Raw genomic sequence first — 23,381 nt, 5'->3', positions numbered from 1 at the left:
CCTTAGTGTGTTGCTGTAGTTGCAGCTTCGACCACAGCGGGCAAAGCAGCGTTATAGTTTGTGATAAGCGCCTCGACCGAGGGGCCGATGATATCGGTGACCAAGCTTGGGTAAACACCCAGAAGCAGCGTCATGAATACCAGCGGCGCAAAGATCGCCTTTTCGAGGCTTGTCATATCCTTGATGGTTTTGAGGCTCTCTTTGATGAGGTCCCCCATAACCACGCGACGATAGAGCCAGAGTGCATAAGCCGCCGAGAAGATAACACCCGATGCCGCAAAGAGCGCGATCCATGTGTTCACTTGGAAAATGCCCATAATAACGAGGAATTCACCAATAAAGCCCGATGTACCCGGCAGGCCGACGTTCGCCATTGTGAAGAACATAAAGATCAGCGCATAGGCCGGCATCCGGTTTACAAGGCCACCATAGGCATCGATCTCGCGTGTGTGCATCCGATCATAGATCACGCCCACACAGAGGAAGAGCGCGCCGGAAATAAAGCCGTGGCTAATCATCTGGAAGATCGCACCGTCGATACCTTGCTGGTTTACCGCAAAGATACCCATGGTCACGTAGCCCATGTGGGCAACGGAGGAATAGGCAATCAGCTTTTTCATGTCGTTCTGTACAAGCGCGATGAGGCTTGTGAACACAATCGCAATTGCCGAGATGATCAGAATGAAACAGGCAAGCTGCTCTGCACCCACTGGGAACATCGGCAAGCTGAACCGAAGGAAACCATAGCCGCCCATTTTCAGCAGGATTGCCGCAAGTACAACGGAGCCAGCTGTCGGCGCTTGAACGTGAGCATCCGGAAGCCAGGTATGAACAGGCCACATCGGCATCTTGACTGCAAAGCTCGCAAAGAACGCGAGGAACATGAGGGTCTGCGCACCGCCAATGATGCTGAAGCCCAGAATGCTAATGGTTTCGCTATTGAACTCATGCGTCAGCAGGGCAACGATATCGGTTGTTCCTGCATCCATATACATGGCGATCATCGCAACCAGCATCAGCACCGAGCCGATGAAGGTATAAAGGAAGAACTTGAACGCAGCATAGATGCGATCCTTGCCACCCCAGATACCAATGATCAGGAACATCGGGATAAGGCCCGCCTCGAAGAAGACGTAGAACAGGATCAGATCAAGCGCGACAAACACACCGATCATCAGCGTTTCAAGGATCAAGAACGCGATCATGTATTCCTTGACGCGGGTCTTGACGTTCCAGCAGGACAGAACGACCAGCGGCATCAGGAATGTGGTGAGCATCACGAACAGAACCGAGATGCCATCGACGCCCACTTTATAAGTAAAGCCCATGATCCAGTCGGCTTCTTCAACAAACTGGAAACCGGTATCGCTCGCGTCAAAGCCCATCAGGATCGCAAGGCTCACGAGGAATGTGATCGTCGTGGCCGCAAGCGCGAGCCACTTGGTATTTCGTTGGGCAAACTCGTCATCGCCGCGCAGGAAGAGCGCAAGGATTACGGCACCAAACAGCGGAATAAATGTGACGATGGAAAGGAGGTTTTCCATAATTATTCAGCCCCTCCGCTGATAGTCATCCATGTAATGAGAACCACAAGCCCAACCACCATGGCCAAAGCATAGTGGAACAAGTAGCCCGATTGGGCGCGGCCTGCGCGTTGTGTGAAGAACGGGATAATCCCCATGGCAACCCCATTGATGAAACCGTCGATCACCAAACCGTCGACTTTCTTCCAGAGGAATTTACCAAGCCGCAGCGCGCCTTTCACGAAGATCACGTCATAGACCTCGTCGAAGTACCATTTGTTCAGCAGGAACTGGTACATGCGGTGCTGACTCTTGGCCAAACGCTTCGGCAGGCTCGTATCCTTGATGTAGAAGAGATACGCCAACCCGAGGCCGAGGAGCATCGCAACGAACGGCGATACTTTGACCCACTTAGGTGCGTGGTGTGCCTCGTCCATCACGTGGTTGTCAGGGTGTGTGTAAACAGCGCCCTGCCCTTTGGTCCAGCCTGCGGCGTGGGCGGTTTCTTCACCATGCCCATCTGTTGCGTGCTCGTCTGAGTGATCGTCAGTCGTCGCAACAGCGTGATCATCGGCGTGATCATCCGCATGATCGTCACCATGGCCGTCGGTTTCTGCAACTTCGTGATGGGATGGAACGCCGTAGAACTTGTTCACGTCGTCGTGGCTTCCAAAGAAGCTACCGAACCAGATCATGCCCGAAAGAACCGCACCAAGCGCGAGTACACCGAGCGGGATCAACATAACCATCGGGCTTTCATGCGCGTGATCATGTGTATGCTTATCGCCACGTGCTTCGCCGAAGAAGGTCATGAACATCAGACGCCAGCTATAGAAGCTCGTCATAAAGGCGGCAATCACCAGCATCCAGAAGGCATAGAGGCCAACGCCAGTCTGCGCCCCCCAAGCACTCTCGATAATCGCGTCTTTCGACAGGAAGCCCGCGAAACCGATTGTCGTAAGCGGAACGCCAACACCGGTAATGGCAAGCGTACCAATCAGCATCGCATAATATGTCATCGGAATTTTCTTCCGCAGACCGCCGTAATGGCGCATGTCTTGCTCGTGATGCATGGCATGGATGACCGAACCGGCACCAAGGAAGAGCATCGCTTTGAAGAATGCGTGTGTGAAGAGGTGGAACATCGCGGCGGAGTAAACACCAACTCCCGCAGCAACGAACATATAGCCAAGCTGCGAACAGGTAGAGTAAGCAATTACACGTTTAATGTCGTTCTGAACGAGGCCAACAGTAGCGGCAAAGAACGCTGTTGTTGCGCCGATCACAACGATGATCGAGGTTGCCGTTGGCGCAAATTCCATCAGCGGCGACATACGGCAAACGAGGAACACACCCGCAGTAACCATGGTCGCGGCGTGGATCAGGGCCGAAACAGGTGTCGGGCCTTCCATCGCGTCTGGAAGCCAGGTGTGGAGGAAAAGCTGCGCTGATTTACCCATCGCACCAATGAACAGCAGGAAGGCCAGAAGGTTGGCAGCATTCCAATCCGTCCAAAGGAAATGAAGTTCTGTTTCTGCGAGGGTTGGTGCGGCGGCGAACACATCGTCGAAGTTGATCGAACCTGTCAGCATGAAGAGGCCGACGATCCCGAGCACAAAGCCAAAGTCACCAACGCGGTTCACGATAAACGCTTTCATCGCAGCGGCATTCGCGCTTGGTTTGCGGTAGTAGAAGCCGATCAGCAAGTATGAGGCAACGCCCACGCCTTCCCAGCCAAAGAACATCTGAACGAGGTTGTCCGCTGTCACCAGCATCAGCATCGTAAAGGTAAAGAAGCTAAGGTAAGCAAAGAACCGTGGCTTATAGCTTTCACCCTTTTTCCACTGGGGATCATGATCCATATACCCAAAGGAATAAAGGTGAACGAGGCTTGATACCGTGGTCACAACGATCAACATGATCGCGGTAAGACGATCAAGACGAATTGACCAAGACGTATCCAACGCGCCGGACTGAATCCACGTCAGGATGTGGATATAGCGGGTCTCGCCATCAAATCCGAGGAACACGATCCAGCTCAGGAATGCAGCAAGGAACAACAGCCCCGTTGTCACATACTGAGCGCCTTTCTCGCCGATGTAGCGCCAGCCGAAGCCGGCGATCAACGCGCCCACGAGCGGGGCAAAGAGAATGATTTTTTCCATGATGCCCTAGCCCTTCATCACATTGACGTCTTCAACCGCGATGGTGCCACGGTTACGGAAGAAAACCACAAGGATCGCGAGGCCAATGGCGGCCTCGGCGGCAGCAACCGTGAGGATAAACAGGGTAAACACCTGCCCCACAAGATCGCCCAAGAAGCTTGAGAAAGCGACGAAGTTGATGTTGACTGCGAGCAACATGAGCTCGATCGACATCAGGATCACGATCACATTTTTCCGGTTCAGGAAGATCCCGAAAATCCCGATGACGAACAAAGCCGCCGCCACCGCTAGATAATGCTCAAGTCCGACCATATTTCAGTCCTCGTCCTTCTCGTTCTTCGTTGCGCGGTATGTTCCGCGCGCGTTCAATCGCGCCCAATTTTCAGGGCGCTTGTTCTTTTACGACAAGCCCTGTCCCGGCTTTACGTCGATAACTTCCATGGCTTTCGCAGGATCGCGGTGCATCTGGGCAAGCACATCCTGACGCTTCACATCCTTGCGGTGTGTCATTGTCAGAAGGATTGCGCCAATCATCGCCACCAGCAGGATCAGACCCGCACCTTGGAAGAGATAGATGTAATCGTCATAGATGATTTGGCCGAGCGCCGCAGTGTTCTGTACCTCATCCGCTGCGGGGGCAGCAGACATCAGCGAAGATTGCGCCGTATCAGCAAACTGCCAAACGGTGATTGCAAGGCCGATTTCCATCAGCAACACCACACCGATCAGAATGGCAAAGGGTACAAACGTCGCCATTTCCCCACGTAATTCAGCGAAATCAACATCAAGCATCATCACCACAAAGAGGAAGAGAACCGCAACGGCCCCCACGTATACGATCACCAGAAGCATCGCCACGAACTCCGCTCCAAGCAGAACAAAGAGCCCTGCCGAAGAAATGAACGCGAGAATAAGCCACAGCACCGAGTGCACAGGGTTGCGAGACACAACCACGAACAGCCCCGCCGTGATCACGGTGATGGCGAAGACATAAAAGGCGAAATCTGCAATGCCCATTTTACTGTCCTTCTTCCTGTCCCCTGCGGGACGTTTCTCTGCCCTCTTGGGGCGTTGTCTTCTGGCGCCGGACGTGCTGCCGATGCCTGTTATGCGCCGCCCTTAGCGGTAAGGCGCATCAATCTCGAGGTTTCGCGCAATCTCGGCTTCCCATTGTTCGCCGTTGGAAAGGAGTTTTTCCTTGTCATAGAAAAGCTCTTCGCGGGTTTCAGTGGCGAACTCGAAGTTCGGCCCTTCAACAATCGCATCCACCGGACAGGCTTCTTGGCAGAAACCGCAGTAGATGCATTTAGTCATGTCGATGTCATACCGTGTTGTGCGGCGGCTACCGTCTTCGCGTGGCTCAGCATCAATTGTGATCGCCTGTGCGGGGCAAACCGCTTCGCAAAGTTTACATGCGATGCAACGCTCTTCGCCATTCGGATAACGGCGCAGCGCGTGTTCGCCACGGAAACGCGGGCTGATTGGCCCTTTTTCATGCGGGTAGTTGATCGTTGCCTTGGGGGCAAAGAAATACTTCAACCCAAGCTGGAAGCCCTTAACGAAATCCGCCAGCAGGAAGTATTTCGCGGCGCGGGTGTAATCCATAGCCATAATCAGCCTCCGATCGCCCAGCGGGCATAGGCTCCGCCAAAGGCACCAAATTGAGCAAGGAACGCAACGATCACGACCCAAGCCAGCGACAGCGGCAGGAATACTTTCCAACCAATGCGCATGAGTTGGTCATAGCGGTAACGCGGTGTAATCGCTTTAACCATCGCGAAGATGAAGAAGAAGAACGCCATCTTGCCGACCATCCAGAGCACACCATCAGGCAGGCCCGGAATTGGCGACAGCCAGCCGCCGAAGAACAACAAGCTCATCAGGGCGCACATCAGGAAGATCGCGATATATTCGCCCGCCATAAAGAGCAGGAACGGAGTCGCGGAGTATTCAACCTGATAACCGGCCACAAGCTCGGATTCCGCTTCGGGAAGATCGAAAGGTGGGCGGTTTGTTTCGGCCAAGGCGCTGATAAAGAACAAGAATACCATCGGCAAATGCGGCAACCAGTACCAGCTAAAGAAGCCGTAAGCACCATCTTGAGCGCGCACGATGTCGCTAAAGTTCATAGAACCGGTCGAAAGGATCACACCGATAATGATCAGTCCGATCGACACTTCGTAAGAGATCATCTGCGCTGCGGAACGAAGCGAACCAAGGAATGGATACTTCGAGTTCGAGGCCCAACCGCCCATGATCACGCCATAAACTTCAAGCGAGGACACCGCGAACACAAAGAGGATCGCCACGTTGATATCGGAAAGAACCCAGCCGTCGTTGAACGGGATCACCGCCCAAGCCACCATCGCCAATACGAAGCTTGTCAGCGGAGCGAGAAAATAAACCGGTTTATCGGCACCCGCGGGCACCACGACCTCTTTGACGACATATTTCAACGCGTCAGCAACAGATTGCAAAACACCCCATGCCCCAACAACGTTCGGACCGCGGCGCATCTGAACCGCCGCCCAGATCTTCCGGTCGCCATAGACCAGAAACAGAAGGGAAATCATCACAAACGCCACGACAGCAAGACACTGCGCGACGATGATCACAAAGATTCCCCAAGGGGTTGAAAAGAACTCAGCCATAGATCCTCACACCGTCGGTATCCCAATTTCTGTGCCACCCGCTCGGGCGCGTGGCGCCTGTGTTTCGAGCGCGGTCGCGAGGGAATGGGTTTGGTGTGCTGTAAACAGCATCCCCACACCAATTTCCACCCTCAACATTCGCAATTGCGCCCCACACGGGCACAAAAATTCTTTGTTGCGCAAATACATCCGCGAAAGGCGCGCTTACAGCAGGTCGCCCTGCCCCCTTGCGCCTGACATCTGTGGCGATATGTCTTTGCGTTTGTTGCATTATTCTGCTGCTACGGCCTCTTGGCTGCGTGCTTTTGCATTGGCGGAGAGCTCGGCCATAAGCTGGCTCGCCCGCGCAATCGGGTTGGTCAGATAGAAATCTGTTACCGCATTCACGAAATCCGCTTTGGCCGGTTTGCGCAGCGGCACCCGTTTCCATGCGTTTTCTGGCACTTCGTCGATATTGCCAAGGTGCGGAACAGCCTCGATCAAGGCTTGGCGGAGCGCCCCAAGGGAATCATACGGCAATGTCGCGCCAAGCTCGGCGGAAAGTGCACGAAGGATCGCCCAGTTTTCTTTGGCTTCGCCCGGCGCGAACCCTGCGCGTTGCGCAAGCTGCGGTCGGCCTTCGGTATTCACGAAAACACCGCTCTCTTCGGTATATGCAGCAGAAGGCAGGATCACATCAGCGCGATGCGCACCGCGATCTCCATGGCTGCCTTGATAGATCACAAATGCACCCGGCGCGATTTCGATTTCATCCGCACCAAGGTTGTAAACAGCTTCAGCACCATCAAGCGCCGCAGTTACGCCGCCTTCTGTCACTGCGCCAACATCAATCGCGCCCACGCGGCTCGCAGCCGTGTGCAGCACCATGAATTTGCTTTCAGTGGTTTCGGCAAACTTCATCGCTTGGCTCAAAACAGCCTCGCCGTCAGCTTCTTGAAGCGCACCTTGGCCAACGATCACGATGGTGTCTTTGCCGAGCGCGTCTGTATGTTCACCTTCGTTCAGCTTCACCAGATCTGCGCGGCCTGTACCAAGATGGAAATACTCATATGTCAGGTCAGCCGCTTCACCAATCACACCGATTTTCGCGCCTGCAAGCCAAGCTTTGCGGATGCGCGCGTTCAGAACGGGCGCTTCTACGCGTGGGTTGGTACCGATGAGCATGATCGCTTTCGCGGTATCAAGGTCCTCGACAGTTGCTGTGCCAACATATGCCGAGCGGTTACCTGTTGGCAGTTTTGCGCCATCAGTACGGCACTCAACATTGCCGCCCTGCCCCTCTACCAATTGTTTAAGCGCAAAGGCTGCTTCGACGGGCGCAAGATCGCCAACCAGACCGGCCAGTTTCTTCCCCTTAATACCAGCGGCCGCCGCAGCGAGCGCTTCTCCCCAGCTTGCTTTGCGCAGCTTGCCGTTTTCACGGATATACGGCGTATCAAGGCGCTGACGACGCAGACCATCCCAAACAAAGCGCGTCTTATCGGAAATCCACTCTTCGTTCACACCGTCGTTGTTACGCGGAACAATCCGCTTCACTTCACGGCCCTTGGTATCGACGCGGATGTTGCTGCCGAGCGCGTCCATCACGTCGATGGTTTCGGTCTTGGTCAATTCCCACGGACGGGCGGTAAAGGCATAGGGTTTGCTGGTCAGCGCACCAACGGGGCAAAGATCAATGATGTTGCCTTGAAGGTTGCTGTCGAGCGTTTCGTTTAGATAGCTTGTGATTTCCGCATCTTCGCCACGGCCAGTTTGGCCCATCTGCGAAATGCCGGCAACCTCGGTTGTAAACCGCACGCAGCGCGTACAAGAGATACAGCGGGTCATCGTTGTTGAAACAAGCGGGCCGAGATCAAGATCATCTACGGCGCGCTTTGGCTCATTGTAACGGTTCTCAGAGATACCATAGGCCATCGCCTGATCCTGAAGATCGCACTCGCCACCCTGATCGCAAATCGGGCAATCGAGCGGGTGGTTGATGAGCATAAACTCCATCACCCCTTCGCGGGCCTTCTTCACCATAGGAGAGTTTGTTTTCACAACAGGCGGCTGTCCCTCTGGGCCGGGGCGCAAATCGCGCACCTGCATCGCGCAAGATGCTGTTGGCTTGGGCGGTCCGCCCACAACCTCAACAAGGCACATCCGGCAGTTGCCTGCAATCGTCAAACGCTCGTGATAACAGAACCGCGGAATTTCAACGCCAGCCTGCTCGCACGCCTGAATAAGAGTCATCGCGGGATCAACTTCGATCTCTGTCTCGTCGATGATGATTTTGCGTAGGTCAGTCATGGGCTTACTCCGCCGCCACGGCGCTTACACGCCCTGTTTTCTTGTGTTTAATCCGGTCTTCGATCTCGTTACGGAAGTGGCGCACAAGACCTTGGATCGGCCATGCTGCCGCGTCGCCAAGCGCACAGATCGTGTGGCCCTCAACCTGCTTGGTCACGTCAAGAAGCATGTCGATTTCCTCGACTTCTGCATCTCCGGTGACCAAACGATCCATGACGCGCATCATCCAGCCAGTACCTTCACGGCATGGCGTACACTGGCCGCAGCTTTCGTGCTTGTAGAACTTGCTCAGACGCCAGATCGCTTTGATAACGTCGGTGGATTGATCCATCACGATCACCGCCGCAGTCCCAAGGCCGGAACGCTGCTCACGGAGCCAGTCAAAATCCATGATCGCTTCATCAGCGATATCTTTTGGCAATAGCGGAACCGAAGAGCCCCCTGGAATAACCGCCTTGAGGTTGTCCCAACCGCCACGAACACCGCCACAATGGCGCTCAAGAAGTTCACGCAGAGGGATCGACATTTCTTCTTCGACAACGCAAGGGTTCACAACGTGGCCCGAAATACCAAAGAGCTTGGTGCCAGCGTTGTTTGGGCGGCCCATGGAGCTAAACCACTCCGCACCGCGCCGCATGATTGTCGGGATAACCGCAATCGATTCAACGTTGTTCACTGTGGTTGGACAGCCATAGAGACCCGCGCCCGCAGGGAACGGCGGCTTCATGCGCGGCATACCCTTCTTGCCCTCTAGGCTCTCAAGCAGCGCAGTTTCCTCGCCGCAAATGTATGCGCCAGCACCGTGATGCAAATAGAGGTCAAAATCCCAACCCGATTTCGCGGCGTTTTTGCCCAACAGGCCTGCGTCATAGCATTCGTCGATCGCGGCCTGCAGCGCTTCGCGTTCGCGAATAAATTCGCCGCGGATGTAGATATAACAGGCGTGCGCGCCCATCGCGAAAGAGGCCATCAACGCGCCTTCGATCAGCGTATGCGGGTCGTGACGCATAATCTCGCGGTCTTTACATGTACCGGGCTCGGATTCATCGGCGTTGATTACGAGGTACGCAGGGCGGCCATCGCTTTCTTTGGGCATGAACGACCACTTCAGACCAGTCGGGAAGCCCGCACCACCACGCCCGCGCAAACCAGAGGACTTTGCTTCGTTGATGATCCAGTCACGGCCCTTCTTGATGATGCCCGCAGTTCCATCCCAATGCCCACGCGATTTCGCGCCCGCAAGGCTGCGATCGTGCATTCCGTACAGGTTGGTAAAGATCCTGTCTTGATCCTTGAGCATCCTCGTCATCCTTCAATTCCCGGGGGCAGCCCCCGACGTGTTATTTCTGGCGCGCGCGCCAAATTTGATATCCTACAACCACCGACCAAACGAAGCCGGCTCCTGCCATAAGGTCAAACAACAGCCGCGTCCGTTGCGACCAGTCCAGCATTGACCCGAGCGATTGGGCCGCAACCCAGAAAATAGCGGTTCCGGCAATCACAAGCGCCAACATGCGCCCTTTTACCTGCACCTTGTCTTCTGGGCCGCTGCCCTTTTGTGTCATCTCCTAGCCTTTCTTCCGGCTGGAAAATTCGGTCTCGCCGCCCTCGGCGAGGATTTTTGCTTGATCGACCCAGCCATCACGCTCGATACGACCTTTGAACTTCAGGCGCTCATCAACCCAAGCGATCTCTGCAGCGCCCCACTTGGCCACCTGGTCAAAATGCCAAATGCCGAGTTCGTTAAGAGTAGTTTCAAGTTTCGGTCCCACGCCCTTGAGTTTCTTGAGGTCATCCGCACCCGCTTTGCGTGGCGCTTTCATCGTGCGCGGCTTCTTCTCCGCAGCAGGTGCCGGCGCGAGCGTTTCCGCCTCGATCGGTTCCGGAACGACTTCTTTCGCCATAGGTGGAGTTACAGGAGCAACGGGAACAGGATCTGGCTCGGCAACTGGCTCTGGCGCCGCTTCAAAAGTGCTTGCAGCTTGTTCTGCAGTCGTGACTTCCTGCTCACCAAAGCAGAAATAAAAGCGCAGTGCAAAACCAACACCGGCGGCAACGGCAACTCCGATGATCAAGGCAACAATCGTTGCAAGTCCAAGCTGGCCACGCAAAATCAGGAACGCTGCCAACCCAAGCAAAACGCCAATGATCCAACACATGTTCGCGCAGGTAAAAAAGCCGGATTCTTGAGTTTTAGTCATACATAACTCCCTAGAAAAAATGTTTTATATCAACACGTTGCGCACAAATCCGAACAGAGACCGCAGCAATGCGCCCTGTATGGTTTTGTGAGTATGTGTGTTGGTTTCTCATTGTCTTCTCGTCGTTATTTACGGGGTTATGTAGCCTTAATCCTCGTCGTAAACCCCGCCCTTTTCTACTTTCTTGGAAAATGCTGTTTTGCCGCCTTCAGCAAGAATTTTGGCCTGAGCGATCCAGTCATCGCGCTCGATCCGGCCTTTGAACTTCAAGCGTTCATCAACCCATTTGATCTCTGCCGGACCCCATTTTGCGACCTGGTCATAATGCCAAATTCCCAGCTCGTTAAGGGTCGTTTCAAGCTTTGGGCCAACACCCTTTAGTTGCTTGAGATCATCTGCGCCTGCTTTGCGCGGCTTGGCCATCGTGCGCGGCTTCTTCTCTTTCACCGTTTTCGCTGCTTCTGCGCTTGCGGCTTTCTTCTGTGCAGGTTTTGCCGGTGGCTTTGCGGCGGCCTTTTTGGGGGCCACATTCGCTTTCGACTTGCCGAGCCATGGTGTGATAAGCGGAACTTCTTCACCGTCAATCCGCTTGATTGTATCACCAAGATCAACAGCCCGTTGCGCAGAAGCGTTGTATTGCGTTTTACCGCTTTCGTGCTCTGTAAGCGACGTCAGGCCGGAAAGCGGCTCAGCAGCGTAGCGGCCATTTTGCGGGCCAGGAACAGGCACGCGGCCAGCGGCCAATTCTGCCATCAACTCTCGGAATTTCTCCGCGGTAAGGTCTTCGTAGTAATCCTTGCCGATTTGCGCCATTGGCGCGTTCGCACAAGCGCCGAGACACTCGACCTCTTCCCACGAGAACTTACCATCAGCGGACAGTTCATGCGGCTTTTCGTTGATAAGCTCTTTACACACAGCAACCAAATCTTCAGCCCCACAGATCATGCAGGAGGTCGTGCCGCAAATCTGAATATGTGCAACTGAACCAACAGGTTGAAGCTGGAACATGAAATAGAAAGACGCCACTTCAAGAGCACGAATATGAGCCATGCCAAGCATATCGGCGACATATTCAATCGCGGGGCGGGAAAGCCAGCCCTCTTGCTCTTGGGCACGCCACAAAAGCGGAATGATCGCGCTGGCCTGACGGCCCTCGGGATACTTGGTTACCTGCGCCTGCGCCCATGCGCGGTTGGCTTCTGTAAAGGCGAAACTCTCGGGTTGGGTTGCGTGTAGACGGCGTAGCATTAGCGGTCGATCTCCCCGAACACGACGTCCATCGTGCCGATAATTGCGGCCACGTCGGCCAGTTGGTGGCCACCGGCCACATAGTCCATAGCTTGCAAATGCAGATACCCCGGAGCGCGGATTTTGCTGCGATAAGGTTTGTTGGTGCCGTCGGCCACAAGGTACACGCCAAACTCCCCTTTCGGGGCCTCAACCGCTGCGTAAACCTCACCAGCAGGTACGTGGAACCCTTCGGTGTAGAGTTTGAAATGGTGGATCAACGCTTCCATCGAGGTTTTCATATCGCCCCGCTTCGGCGGCGTCAGCTTACCTCGCGCCAGAACATCACCCGGCTCGTTGCGCAGCTTTTCACAGGCTTGCTTAATGATCTTGAGGCTTTCGCGCATCTCCTGCATCCGCACGAGATAACGGTCATAGCAGTCGCCGTTCTTGCCAACGGGAATGTCGAACTCGAACTCGTCATAGCACTCATAAGGCTGTGCACGGCGCAAATCCCACGCAAGGCCGGAGCCGCGTACCATCACGCCAGAGAAACCCCAATCAAGGATATCCTGCTCGGAGACGATGCCGATATCAGCGTTACGTTGTTTGAAAATACGGTTCTCGGTGAGCAACCCGTCAATATCGCTAAGGACATTCGGGAATGTATCGGCCCAAGTATCAATGTCTTCGATAAGGTCCGGTGGCAGATCCTGATGGACACCACCAGGGCGGAAATAGGCGGCGTGGAGGCGCGCGCCACAAGCCCGCTCGTAAAACACCATAAGCTTTTCACGCTCTTCAAAGCCCCAGAGCGGCGGCGTCAGCGCGCCAACGTCCATCGCTTGTGTCGTGACGTTCAATAGGTGATTGAGGATACGGCCAATCTCGGAATAGAGAACGCGGATAAGCTGCGCACGGCGCGGCACCTCTGTTCCGGTAAGCTTTTCGATGGCAAGGCACCAAGCGTGCTCCTGGTTCATTGGCGCCACATAATCAAGCCGGTCGAAATACGGAAGGTTCTGGAGATACGTGCGGCTCTCCATCAGCTTTTCGGTACCGCGGTGAAGAAGGCCGATATGCGGGTCACACCGCTCGACAATCTCGCCATCAAGCTCAAGCACAAGGCGCAAAACACCGTGAGCCGCAGGGTGCTGTGGCCCGAAGTTGATGTTGAAATTGCGGATTTTCTGTTCGCCCGTCAGAACGTCTTCGAAATTTCCGTCCATATCTTACACCTTCGTCATATTCTGCTGCCAGCGGTCGGGAAGAGCCCCGAAACGCGCTTCTACGGCGGCGTATTGTGGCGCGAGCAGCTGGCTTAGGCCGGCCCGTCGCGTATCATCAAGCGGGAATGTCGCCCCTGCGTGCACGGTTCGATGCGTTTTGGCGGGCATCGGTGCAATCATCAGGAAGCGGCAGAGAGTTTCAATCGTGTCCTGATCAAACAGGCGCTCAAAAAACAGCACAAGACGATCAGCACTTGGAACAGCGGCAAACAACCGATCAAGCGTTCCAGCATAATCGCTCCGCAGGAACGAAGGATGCCCTTCCCCGCTTAAGATGCTGTCGGCAATGCGATTGCTGATCTTGGCCATCTCTGCGTTGTTCTTTGCGCGCGCGTCCGCGACCATCCGGATATTACTCCAAAGCCGTTCAACAGGATCGCGCAGGATATAGATAAACTTGGTCGTCTGTCCCAATCCGGCCATCATCTTCAGCGTGGCCTTAGACACCAGAGCATAGGCTGGCGTGATGTCAGCGGTTAATTTAGCGTTCGCTTTTACCGCCTCGGCTTGCTGATACTCAGCATATGCCTCTGGGGAATAACCAAGCTTAAGCAATGAGGAGACCTGCTTCAAACGTTCAATCCGGCTCGCAAGTTTTCGTTTCTTTCCTTCCGCGGAAATGAGCCTGCGCAATTCAAGGGTAACGATGTCTTGCTGAATTGCCTCATTCCGCTTGATCAACGCACGTTCGGGCGTATCGGTATCTGCATCATCAAAATAATGCAGTTCCTTTACAGCTGGTGAAGCGACCTCTGGATGCGACTCAAGGAATTTGAACAACCAAGACGTTCCCGCCTTGGCAGCCCCAATTCCAAAAAGATGAGTCGCGTTCGACATATCAGCCTTTTGCCTCGTCTGCTTTATCATCGCCAGGGAGGATGTACTCTGCACCTTCCCAAGGGGACATGAAATCAAACTGGCGGTATTCCTGCGTGAGGCTTACGGGTTCGTAAACAACGCGTTTTTCGATCTCGTCATAACGCACTTCGGTATAGCCCGTTGTCGGGAAATCCTTGCGCAGCGGATGCCCGCGGAAGCCATAATCTGTGAGAATACGGCGCAGGTCCGGATGGCCGGAAAACAGGATACCGTACATGTCGAACACTTCGCGCTCGAACCAGTTCGAAGCCGGATAAACAGAAACGATCGAAGGCACCATATCGTCTTCGCGCACCATAACGCGCAGGCGAATACGATGGTTCTGGTACATCGACAGGAAGTGATACACCACGTCAAACCGCTTCTCACGGCTTGGGTAATCAACCGCGGTAACGTCGACAAGCGTCGAGAAACGGCAGGTCCGGTCTGTCTTTAGAAACTCGACAAGCCCGACAAGCGCGTCCGGCGTGACATCGACGGTCAACTCGTCAAATGCAATCGAGTAGCCGATCACACAGTTGGGCCGCTTTAGTTCGATATAGGCGCCCAGTTCGTTCAGTGCTTCAGACATAGAGCCTACCTCGTGATCGTGCCGGTGCGGCGGATTTTGCGTTGTAGTTGCAGGATGCCGTACATCAGCGCCTCAGCAGAGGGCGGGCAACCCGGCACATAGATATCAACCGGAACGATCCGGTCGCATCCGCGCACAACGGAATAGGAATAATGATAGTACCCGCCACCGTTAGCGCAGGAGCCCATTGAAATTACATAGCGCGGCTCTGGCATCTGGTCGTAAACCTTGCGCAGCGCAGGAGCCATCTTGTTGGTCAGAGTGCCGGCAACAATCATCACGTCGGATTGGCGCGGAGAAGCCCGAGGCGCGAAGCCGTAACGCTCCACGTCATAGCGCGGCATCGCTGTGTGCATCATCTCGACCGCACAACATGCCAGCCCGAATGTCATCCAATGCAGCGAGCCTGTGCGCGCCCAATTGATGATGTCTTCGCTAGATGTCAGCAGAAAGCCTTTGTCCTGAAGCTCTGCGTTCAGGGCTTGGGTCGCGACGTCTTTGTCAACGCCCGCTTGGTTTGGCGACGTACTTAGTCCCATTCCAGAGCTCCTTTTTTCCATTCATAGGCAAAGCCGATTGTCAGAACCGCAAGGAACGCCATCATTGACCAGAAACCAACCAGCCCTACATCTTTGAATGCAACTGCCCACGGGAAGAGGAAGGCAATCTCGAGGTCAAAAATGATGAAGAGGATCGCAACCAGATAGAACCGTACATCAAACTTCATGCGGGCATCATCAAATGCGTTAAATCCGCATTCGTAGGCCGACACTTTTTCCGGATCAGGGTTACGCACCGCGATGATCACAGCCGCGAGAATCAAGACGACCCCCAGCGCAATGGCGATTCCCAAGAAAACAAGGATGGGGAGGTATTCTCTTAGCAGCTCTTCCACGTATGGCTCCTTTGGTTGTGCCTGTGCACATGCCTAATAGCTTGTCGTGGTTTACTCTTGCCTCTTGCCTTGGTCAACCGAGGCGAGGGTCACTTTCACATTGTTTTTGCGGATTATTTGCCGCAGTTTAGGCGTCTTTAAGTTGATAAAAACAATCAGGATTAAGACGAAACACCGTTCAGTTTTATCGCCTCACAGAACGATCACGCCGGTAACGCACCCAAGTAAAACCAAAGTCGTCGGCCCCCAAAGGTATCTTTCCATTCGACTTGGCGTTGCCCAGTTCCCGATGCAACTCAACACCGACAGCGCCAAGACAATCCAAATAGCCCAATCAGGAAAAGTGAGGTTTGAAATTGCCAGCAACGGCAACCCAGCAGCCTGCCACACAACCAATGTCATCGTGACTTGAACGGCGATCTGAAGTGCTGCGATCCAACGAACACGCAGCGGTAATACTCCTGGAAACTTCCCGCCCATCGTTAAGTGCCCCCAAGGCGCACCGAAAATCAAAGCAATCTGTAGACCCACGGGTGGAATCATCGCGATTGCATAAATTTTAGCGGCGATTTCCGGTGTCATATCGCAGTTACCGCCCTGTTATTTCACTACCCAAGCTGCCGGCCGCTTCTCAAAGAAAGCGGCAATACCTTCAGGTGCTTCCTCTCCGTCCCAACAGCCGAGCAGCGCATCAATGCTTGCATTGATTTCCGTCTCGCCAATCGGCGGGCCGAAGCGCCGTGTCAGCGCTTTTGCTGCGGCGACCGCCTCCGGCGCACAAGAAAGGTATGGCGCAACCTCGGCTTCAACCGCAGCATCCAAAGCATCTGGTGCAACGGCCCGCGCAAGAATGCCGAGTTCGACTGCTTCTTCGGCTTGAAAAATCCGGCTGTTCATAAAGACACGCCGCGCCATCGCTTCGCCCATGCGTGCCAGAACATAGGGACCTATGGTTGCGGGGATAAGTCCTAGTTTGGTTTCGGTAAGGCCAAACTTGCCCCCTTCAACGCCGATCGCTACATCACAGACACAGGCCATACCCACACCGCCGCCAAACGCAGCGCCGTGCACGCGCCCGATCAACGGCTTGGGCATCGTATTCAGCGCTTGAAGCATATAGGCAAGCTTGCCTGCTTCGCGTCTGCGTGTGTCTGCGTCTGCCGCCATCTGTTGTTGCATCCACGCCAGATCACCGCCCGCGCAGAAGCTCTTCCCCTGCCCAGATAGAACAACAACGCGCACCGATTTATCCGTGCCAAGTTCCTTTGCCGCGCGGGTCAGCTCGGTGATCAATTGCTCTGACAGCGCGTTGTGCTTTTCGGGCCGCGCAAGCGCCAAGTTGGCGACGCCGCGATCATCCATGGAAATCTCAAGTGTTGCAAACATCGCTGTCCTCCTTCGGGCCACGCATCGCTAGCGCCAGTTGTGCTGCTTCAAGCAAAACGGCTTCATGCAGCCCCGTGTCATAGCCCAATGCGGCAACATGTGCTGCCAAAGCCTCTGTCGCAACATTCCCTGCCGCTCCTGGCGCGTAAGGACAGCCGCCAAGCCCTCCTACCGCGCCATCAAACACGCGCAAGCCGCGCTCCAACGCAACGGTTACATTCTCAAGCGCACGACCCGATGTATCGTGGAAATGGCCCGCAAGCTGATCGGCGCCCGCAACGCGAAGAACTTCGGCCAGCATGGTATCTACGCCCTCTGGAGTTGCGCGCCCAATCGTATCGCCAAGCGAAATTTCGTAACAGCCCATAGCCAGCAACTGCGCCGCAACGCGTGCAACCTGCTCCGGCGCTGTTGGCCCGTCATAGGGGCATTCGACAACGCAAGAGATATATCCGCGAACCGGAATACCCTTGGCCCTTGCTGCCTCGGCAACAGGAGCGAAACGAGCGAGGCTTTCTGCGATCGTGCAGTTGATGTTGGCCTTGCTGAACCCTTCGCTGGCACTTCCGAAAATCGCAATCTCATCTGCACGAGCGGCAACAGCGCCTTCGAACCCGCGCATATTTGGCGTAAGTGCGGCGTAGGAAACTCCCTCAGCGCGCGTAATCCCCGCCAAGACCCCAGCCGAATCCGCCATCTGCGGCACCCACTTGGGCGACACAAAACTGGCGACCTCAATCCGCCTGAACCCTGCTCGGCTCAGGCAATCCACCAAGGCAATCTTGTCAGCCGTCGAGATGACAGATTTCTCGTTTTGAAGCCCATCGCGGGGCCCAGCCTCGAAAATCTCGACCTTATCCGATTCAAGCCCCGACATCTGGCACCTCGTAAAAATCCTTTTGGTACAATAGCTGCCCACCCGCTTCGGGCAAGCTCGCCTTGAACGCCGCGCGTTCGGAAAGGCGGGTGTACCATGCGGTTATGTTCGGGAATTCATCCGTGGATGCAAAGTGCTTGGACATATACAACGCTTGCCCGAGCGAGATATCCGCCGCAGAAAACCCACGGTCCAAAACGTAATCCCGCCCTTCAAGCCGCGCCTCAAGCGCCGCATAGCATTTTTTAAGTCGCGCGGCCTCAAGCTTCATGATAATCAGGCTGCGCATCTCGTCCTCGTAGAGCGCGATATGCTGCTGCGTCAGGGCTGCTGCGTGCTGGCTAATCGTTTCAGAAAAATGCACCCAGATAAGCCAGTCCGCGCGCTCTGAATCCCCTGCAGCGCATCCAAGTCCCGCTTCAGGATACTGCTCGCAAAGATACTCGGTGATCGCGCCAGTTTCAAAAAGCGTCTGGCCGCCAATCTCCAGCGCTGGTACCCGCCCCGCAGGATTTAGTGCGAGGTATTCCGGCGAACGCAGGTTCTTACCAAACGGATGCTCCACAACTAGAAACGGCAACCCAATAGCGCGGTCGATCTCGTGCAACAGCCAAAGGCTCCGCATGGAACGGGTTTGCGGCGCATGATGTAGGGTTATGTCGGTCATGCCGCTTTAGATCTCCGCCTCTTCAAGTTGAATAAGCGGAGCGCCCGCGACCACCTGATCGCCCTCGCCGCACAACACATCAGCGACAACACCGTCCCGCGAAGCCAAGAGGCTATGTTCCATTTTCATCGCTTCAAGAATTACGAGCCGATCACCTTCAGTCACCTTAGCGCCGGGTTTGACAAACACCGCCTTAAGCAGCCCGGGCATAGGTGCCGCGACGATATTGCCGCCCTCCTCCGCCGCGCCGCCGCGCGCCAGCGGGTCAATCGCCTCAAAGACATAACCATTGCCCCAGAACACGCTTAGGCTTTCACCAAATCGTCGTACCCGTGCTCGAGTTTTGGCTCCATCAACAAACCAGATACCTGCGCGGCGCGTTACGTTATGCGCGGTTTCTCCGAGCTCGACGCGATGCTCGCCAGCAGCAAGCGTGGTGATCCGCGCAGCGATTTCCTCGCCGTTGTAAAGGAATGTTATCGTTTGCGGCACAGGCTCCCAAAGAGTGAAGCCCGCACTCTCATTATCTACCACTTCGCCAACGGCCTCGGTGAGACCAGCAAAGCCCAGTGCTGCCAGCGCTCGCGTACGAGAACAGGCCACCGGCTCTTCTGCGAGATGCTCAAGATCACGCCCAATGAGGCCGGTATCGACAACCCCCGCGCGAAAGCCTTTGTGGCGGGTAAGGCTGGTTAGAAAAGCAAGGTTCGTCACGGAACCGGCCACTTCTGTTCGCGTCAGGGCTTGCTCTAACTGCTTGAGCGCAACGGCGCGGGTTGGGCCATGTGTTGTAAGTTTCGCGATCATCGGGTCGTACCACGGCGAAATTTCGTCACCAGTGCGCACGCCGGTATCAATCCGCGCATCTTGGGGAAATTCAAGATGCGAGAGCGTACCCGTTGCAGGAAGGAACCCCGCTGGCACATCCTCGGCATAGAGCCGCGCCTCAAACGCATGGCCTTTTATTGCAAGGTCCGACTGTGAGGCCGGAAGCCCTTCGCCTGATGCAACACGCAATTGCCATTCCACAAGGTCAACGCCTGTAATTGCTTCGGTCACAGGATGCTCGACCTGCAAACGTGTGTTCATTTCCATGAACCAGAAGCCATCGGTTCGCAGCCCATCCGAGCCATCAACGATAAACTCAATCGTACCTGCGCCCGCATAGCCAATCGCCTTTGCCGCACGAACAGCAGCGTTGCCCATTGCCGCACGCACATCCTCGGTCATACCCGGTGCAGGAGCTTCTTCGATCACTTTTTGGTGCCGCCGTTGGAGCGAGCAATCGCGCTCGAATAGATGCACGGCATCCGTGCCGTCGCCGAAAACCTGAACCTCGATATGGCGCGGCGATGTGATGTATTTCTCAATAAGCACATCAGCATTGCCAAAGGCCGTTTTTGCCTCGCCCTGCGCAGAGGCCAGAGCGGCATCAAACTCGCTTTCCTTCTCGACAAGGCGCATCCCCTTGCCACCACCGCCCGCTACGGCTTTGATCAAAACGGGATAGCCTATCTGTGCTGCTTGTTCGGCGAGATAGGCGCTATCTTGATTGCTGCCGTGATAACCCGGAACAACCGGAACGCCCGCCTCTTCCATCAAAGCTTTAGCCGCATCCTTAAGGCCCATGGCGCGGATTGCTTTGGCAGAGGGACCAATGAAAACAAGGCCCGCTGCCTCGACAGCCTCTACAAACTGCGGGTTTTCCGACAGAAATCCATAACCGGGATGGATCGCCTCCGCGCCCGTATCAAGAGCGGCCTGAATAATCACATCACCGCGCAAGTAGCTTTCGGCGGGTGCCGCCGCACCGATATGCACCGCTTGATCAGCCAGCGCCACGTGTCGCGCCCCCGCATCGACGTCGGAATAAACCGCCACCGTGCCAACGCCCATCGTACGGGCGGTCTCAATAACACGACAGGCAATCTCGCCGCGGTTCGCAATCAAAATCTTGGCAAACATGCTGCTCTCCAAACTATATGCGGAACACGCCAAAGCGCGTGTCATCAATTGGGGCGTTTAGGGCCGCGCGCAGCGACAGCGAGAGAACCCGCCGCGTTTTGCGCGGATCGACAATGCCGTCATCCCAAAGCCGTGCAGAGGCATAGAGCGGATGGCTCTGCTCCTCGAACATATCAATTGTGGGCTGCTTGAACGCCGCCTCTGCTTCCGCGCTCCAGCTTCCGCCGCCGCGCTCAATCGCGTCGCGCTTCACGGTGGCCAGAACGCCAGCGGCCTGTGGCCCACCCATCACCGAAATGCGGCTTGTGGGCCAACTCCACATAAAACGGGGCTGGTAAGCGCGTCCCGCCATGCCGTAATTGCCAGCACCGAAACTGCCGCCAACAACCATCGTCACCTTTGGCACGCTCGTTGTGGCAACCGCCGTCACCAGCTTGGCGCCGTGTCGCGCGATCCCTTCGTTCTCGTACTTCTGACCAACCATAAAGCCAGTGATATTTTGCAGGAATATCAACGGTATTTTTCGTTGGCTGCACAGTTCCACAAAATGCGCACCCTTTTGCGCGGCTTCGGAAAACAACACCCCGTTGTTGGCGATAATGCCAACGGGACAGCCTTCAAGATGCGCAAACCCCGTGACCAATGTTTCGCCAAACCGTGCTTTAAACTCGTCAAAGCGGCTACCATCGACCACACGCGCGATCACTTCGCGGATGTCGTAGGGCGTGCGCAGATCAGCGGGTACCACCCCCAAAAGCTCCTCTGGGTCATAAACTGGCTCTTCCGGCGATTGCCAGCTGACCGTTGCAGGCTTGGTTATGTTGAGGTTGCCAATGGCCTGACGCGTTAGGGCGAGCGCATGAGCGTCGTCCTCCGCGAGGTAGTCCGCAACCCCTGATAAGCGCGTATGAACATCGCCACCGCCCAGATCTTCAGCCGACACAATTTCGCCCGTCGCCGCCTTCACGAGCGGAGGACCGGCAAGGAAAATTGTGCCTTGCTCTTTGACAATGATGCTCACGTCAGCCATCGCCGGAACATAAGCTCCACCTGCCGTACATGAGCCCATCACCACGGCGATTTGCGGGATACCCGCCGCCGACATATTGGCTTGGTTATAGAAAATACGACCGAAATGATCCCGATCAGGAAAGACCTCGTCTTGGTTCGGAAGGTTCGCACCACCGGAATCCACAAGATAGACGCAGGGCAACCGACATTCCGCGGCGATTTCTTGTGCTCGTAGGTGCTTTTTGACGGTCATTGGGTAATAGGTGCCGCCTTTTACGGTGGCATCGTTGCAAACGACCATTACGTCCTGCCCCATGACTTTGCCGATGCCCGCGATCACGCCCGCACAGGGGGCCGCGCCATCATACATGCCATGGGCCGCCATTGCACCGACCTCAAGAAAATCGCTGCCCGCATCAAGCAGGTTCGCCACCCTTTCCCGCGGCAGCATCTTGCCACGGCTTACATGGCGTGCGCGGGATTTCTCCCCGCCGCCAGCAGCAGCCAGCTTAGCCGCCTCGGATACAACGCCCAGCGCCTCTAGATGCGCGGCGCGGTTGGCCTCGAAGTCCTCCCCTGCTGTTATCGCCTTGCTGACCAGCTTCACGACATCGCTCCCATCATCTCGCGACCAATGAGCATCCGGCGAATTTCGGAGGTGCCCGCACCGATCTCCATCAGCTTTGCATCACGGAAAATACGGCTCACGGCGCTTTCGTTCATAAAGCCCGTGCCACCCATGGCCTGTACCGCTTGGTGCGCACAGGTCATCGCTTCTTCGGACGCATAGAGCACACAAGCCGCCGCATCTTGCCGCGTAACTTGGCCGCGATCACAGGCCCGCGCCACCTCGTAAACATAGGCGCGCGCGGAATTCATCTTGGTGTACATATCCGCAATTTTACCCTGCATGAGCTGGAAGTTCCCAACAGGCTCGCCAAACTGCTTGCGCTGCGAAATATAGGGCATCACCTCATCAAGGCACGCGGCCATAATCCCCGTTCCGATACCCGAGAGCACAACGCGCTCGTAATCAAGCCCGCTCATCAAAACGCGTACGCCTTTGCCCTCTTCGCCCAGCACATTTTCAAACGGCACTTCGACGTTTTCAAAAATCAACTCGGCCGTGTTGGAGCCGCGCATCCCCATCTTGTCGAAATGGGGGCTGGTTGAAAAACCCGCCATATCTTTTTCGATGAGGAATGCAGTCATTCCACGGCTGCCGGCATCCGGGTCCGTTTTCGCGTAAACCACCAGCGTATCTGCGTCGGGCCCGTTGGTGATCCAGAATTTCGTACCGTTCAGGGTATAGTAGCCGTTCTTTTTCTCGGCGCGCAGCTTCATCGACACAACGTCAGACCCCGCCCCTGCTTCAGACATAGCAAGCGCGCCGACATGTTCACCGGAGATAAGTTTGGGCAGATATTTTGCGCGTTGTTCTGGTGTGCCGTTGAGTTTGATTTGGTTCACACAAAGGTTGCTGTGCGCCCCATATGACAAGCTCACAGAGGCGCTGGCACGCGCGATTTCTTCAACCGCGATCACATGCGCCAGATACCCCATGTCCGCGCCGCCGAACTCCTCTGGCACGGTAATCCCCAATAGGCCAAGCTCCCCCATTTCTTGCCATAGCTCCGGTGGAAACTCGTTCTTGGCATCAATTTCGGCCGCCATCGGCTTCACACGATCTTGCGCCCAACGATGCACCATCTCGCGCAGCGCATTAACTTCTTCGCCCAAGTCAAACGTCATAGTTGCGGTGAACACGGCTCTCTCCCATTTCCT

The 23,381-nt window shown here is 55.5% G+C and carries 23 protein-coding genes; all 23 read right to left on the bottom strand.

Translation table 11 applies throughout. The features are described from left to right. Positions 1–2: 2 nt before the first annotated feature. A complete protein-coding gene (locus tag OU789_RS04950) occupies positions 3–1,544 on the bottom strand; it encodes an NADH-quinone oxidoreductase subunit M (RefSeq protein WP_274653821.1) in 1,542 nt (513 codons plus the stop codon). Positions 1,545–1,546: 2 nt separating this feature from the next. Then, a complete protein-coding gene (gene nuoL, locus OU789_RS04945; protein WP_274653819.1) occupies positions 1,547–3,688 on the bottom strand; it encodes an NADH-quinone oxidoreductase subunit L in 2,142 nt (713 codons plus the stop codon). A gap of 6 nt (positions 3,689–3,694) precedes the next feature. Beyond that, positions 3,695–4,000, bottom strand: coding sequence for an NADH-quinone oxidoreductase subunit NuoK (gene nuoK / locus OU789_RS04940; RefSeq protein WP_263953550.1), 306 nt, complete (start codon positions 3,998–4,000; stop codon positions 3,695–3,697). Between the two features lie 87 nt (positions 4,001–4,087). Then, positions 4,088–4,705 carry an NADH-quinone oxidoreductase subunit J gene (locus tag OU789_RS04935; protein WP_274653816.1) on the bottom strand — a complete coding sequence of 206 codons (618 nt, stop codon included), beginning with the start codon at positions 4,703–4,705 and terminating at the stop codon, positions 4,088–4,090. A 102-nt stretch (positions 4,706–4,807) separates the two neighbouring features. Continuing rightward, positions 4,808–5,302 (bottom strand): NADH-quinone oxidoreductase subunit NuoI, encoded by a 495-nt coding sequence (gene nuoI / locus OU789_RS04930; protein ID WP_263954427.1) that lies wholly within the window; start codon positions 5,300–5,302, stop codon positions 4,808–4,810. Next, complete coding sequence (nuoH, locus tag OU789_RS04925) at positions 5,302–6,339, bottom strand: NADH-quinone oxidoreductase subunit NuoH (protein ID WP_263953552.1); 1,038 nt, start codon at positions 6,337–6,339, stop codon at positions 5,302–5,304. The genes nuoI and nuoH overlap by 1 nt, the downstream gene beginning before the upstream one ends. Positions 6,340–6,609: 270 nt before the next feature. After that, entirely contained in the window at positions 6,610–8,628 is a 2,019-nt protein-coding gene (nuoG, locus tag OU789_RS04920) for an NADH-quinone oxidoreductase subunit NuoG (protein WP_274653813.1), read from the bottom strand. 4 nt (positions 8,629–8,632) lie between these two features. Continuing rightward, positions 8,633–9,928 carry an NADH-quinone oxidoreductase subunit NuoF gene (gene nuoF, locus OU789_RS04915; protein ID WP_263953554.1) on the bottom strand — a complete coding sequence of 432 codons (1,296 nt, stop codon included), beginning with the start codon at positions 9,926–9,928 and terminating at the stop codon, positions 8,633–8,635. Positions 9,929–9,968: 40 nt separating this feature from the next. After that, positions 9,969–10,193 carry a DUF5337 domain-containing protein gene (locus tag OU789_RS04910; RefSeq protein WP_274653811.1) on the bottom strand — a complete coding sequence of 75 codons (225 nt, stop codon included), beginning with the start codon at positions 10,191–10,193 and terminating at the stop codon, positions 9,969–9,971. 3 nt (positions 10,194–10,196) lie between these two features. Next, positions 10,197–10,829: an NADH:ubiquinone oxidoreductase gene (locus tag OU789_RS04905; RefSeq protein ID WP_274653809.1), complete on the bottom strand. Its 633-nt coding sequence runs from the start codon at positions 10,827–10,829 to the stop codon at positions 10,197–10,199. Positions 10,830–10,976: 147 nt separating this feature from the next. Then, the gene (nuoE, locus tag OU789_RS04900; protein WP_263953556.1) at positions 10,977–12,077 is read right to left on the bottom strand and encodes an NADH-quinone oxidoreductase subunit NuoE; all 1,101 of its coding nucleotides are present in this window, start codon (positions 12,075–12,077) and stop codon (positions 10,977–10,979) included. Next, positions 12,077–13,285 (bottom strand): NADH-quinone oxidoreductase subunit D, encoded by a 1,209-nt coding sequence (locus OU789_RS04895; RefSeq protein ID WP_263953557.1) that lies wholly within the window; start codon positions 13,283–13,285, stop codon positions 12,077–12,079. The genes nuoE and OU789_RS04895 overlap by 1 nt, the downstream gene beginning before the upstream one ends. Before the next feature lie 3 nt (positions 13,286–13,288). Next, positions 13,289–14,182, bottom strand: a complete 894-nt coding sequence (locus tag OU789_RS04890) for a sulfotransferase (protein ID WP_274653806.1) — start codon at positions 14,180–14,182, stop codon at positions 13,289–13,291. A gap of 1 nt (position 14,183) precedes the next feature. Beyond that, entirely contained in the window at positions 14,184–14,795 is a 612-nt protein-coding gene (locus OU789_RS04885; protein ID WP_274653804.1) for an NADH-quinone oxidoreductase subunit C, read from the bottom strand. Between the two features lie 5 nt (positions 14,796–14,800). Beyond that, positions 14,801–15,334 carry a NuoB/complex I 20 kDa subunit family protein gene (locus OU789_RS04880; RefSeq protein ID WP_274653802.1) on the bottom strand — a complete coding sequence of 178 codons (534 nt, stop codon included), beginning with the start codon at positions 15,332–15,334 and terminating at the stop codon, positions 14,801–14,803. After that, positions 15,325–15,690: an NADH-quinone oxidoreductase subunit A gene (locus OU789_RS04875; RefSeq protein ID WP_263953561.1), complete on the bottom strand. Its 366-nt coding sequence runs from the start codon at positions 15,688–15,690 to the stop codon at positions 15,325–15,327. Before OU789_RS04875 ends, OU789_RS04880 begins: the two co-directional genes overlap by 10 nt. Before the next feature lie 192 nt (positions 15,691–15,882). Further along, positions 15,883–16,272: a hypothetical protein gene (locus OU789_RS04870; RefSeq protein WP_274653799.1), complete on the bottom strand. Its 390-nt coding sequence runs from the start codon at positions 16,270–16,272 to the stop codon at positions 15,883–15,885. Between the two features lie 18 nt (positions 16,273–16,290). Continuing rightward, positions 16,291–17,076, bottom strand: a complete 786-nt coding sequence (locus tag OU789_RS04865) for a crotonase/enoyl-CoA hydratase family protein (protein WP_274653797.1) — start codon at positions 17,074–17,076, stop codon at positions 16,291–16,293. After that, positions 17,060–17,953: a hydroxymethylglutaryl-CoA lyase gene (locus OU789_RS04860; protein WP_274653795.1), complete on the bottom strand. Its 894-nt coding sequence runs from the start codon at positions 17,951–17,953 to the stop codon at positions 17,060–17,062. Before OU789_RS04860 ends, OU789_RS04865 begins: the two co-directional genes overlap by 17 nt. After that, on the bottom strand, positions 17,940–18,620 hold the full coding sequence (locus OU789_RS04855) for a glutathione S-transferase family protein (protein ID WP_274653793.1): 681 nt from the start codon (positions 18,618–18,620) through the stop codon (positions 17,940–17,942). Before OU789_RS04855 ends, OU789_RS04860 begins: the two co-directional genes overlap by 14 nt. Before the next feature lie 6 nt (positions 18,621–18,626). Continuing rightward, positions 18,627–20,585 carry an acetyl/propionyl/methylcrotonyl-CoA carboxylase subunit alpha gene (locus OU789_RS04850; RefSeq protein WP_274653791.1) on the bottom strand — a complete coding sequence of 653 codons (1,959 nt, stop codon included), beginning with the start codon at positions 20,583–20,585 and terminating at the stop codon, positions 18,627–18,629. Between the two features lie 13 nt (positions 20,586–20,598). Next, on the bottom strand, positions 20,599–22,203 hold the full coding sequence (locus OU789_RS04845; RefSeq protein ID WP_274653789.1) for a carboxyl transferase domain-containing protein: 1,605 nt from the start codon (positions 22,201–22,203) through the stop codon (positions 20,599–20,601). Next, entirely contained in the window at positions 22,200–23,363 is a 1,164-nt protein-coding gene (locus tag OU789_RS04840; RefSeq protein WP_274653787.1) for an isovaleryl-CoA dehydrogenase, read from the bottom strand. Before OU789_RS04840 ends, OU789_RS04845 begins: the two co-directional genes overlap by 4 nt. Positions 23,364–23,381: the final 18 nt, after the last annotated feature.

The organism is Halocynthiibacter sp. C4, from assembly GCF_028823805.1.
GTDB classification, from domain to species: Bacteria; Pseudomonadota; Alphaproteobacteria; order Rhodobacterales; family Rhodobacteraceae; genus Falsihalocynthiibacter; species Falsihalocynthiibacter halioticoli.
This window is presented reverse-complemented; position numbering and strand designations above follow the sequence as displayed.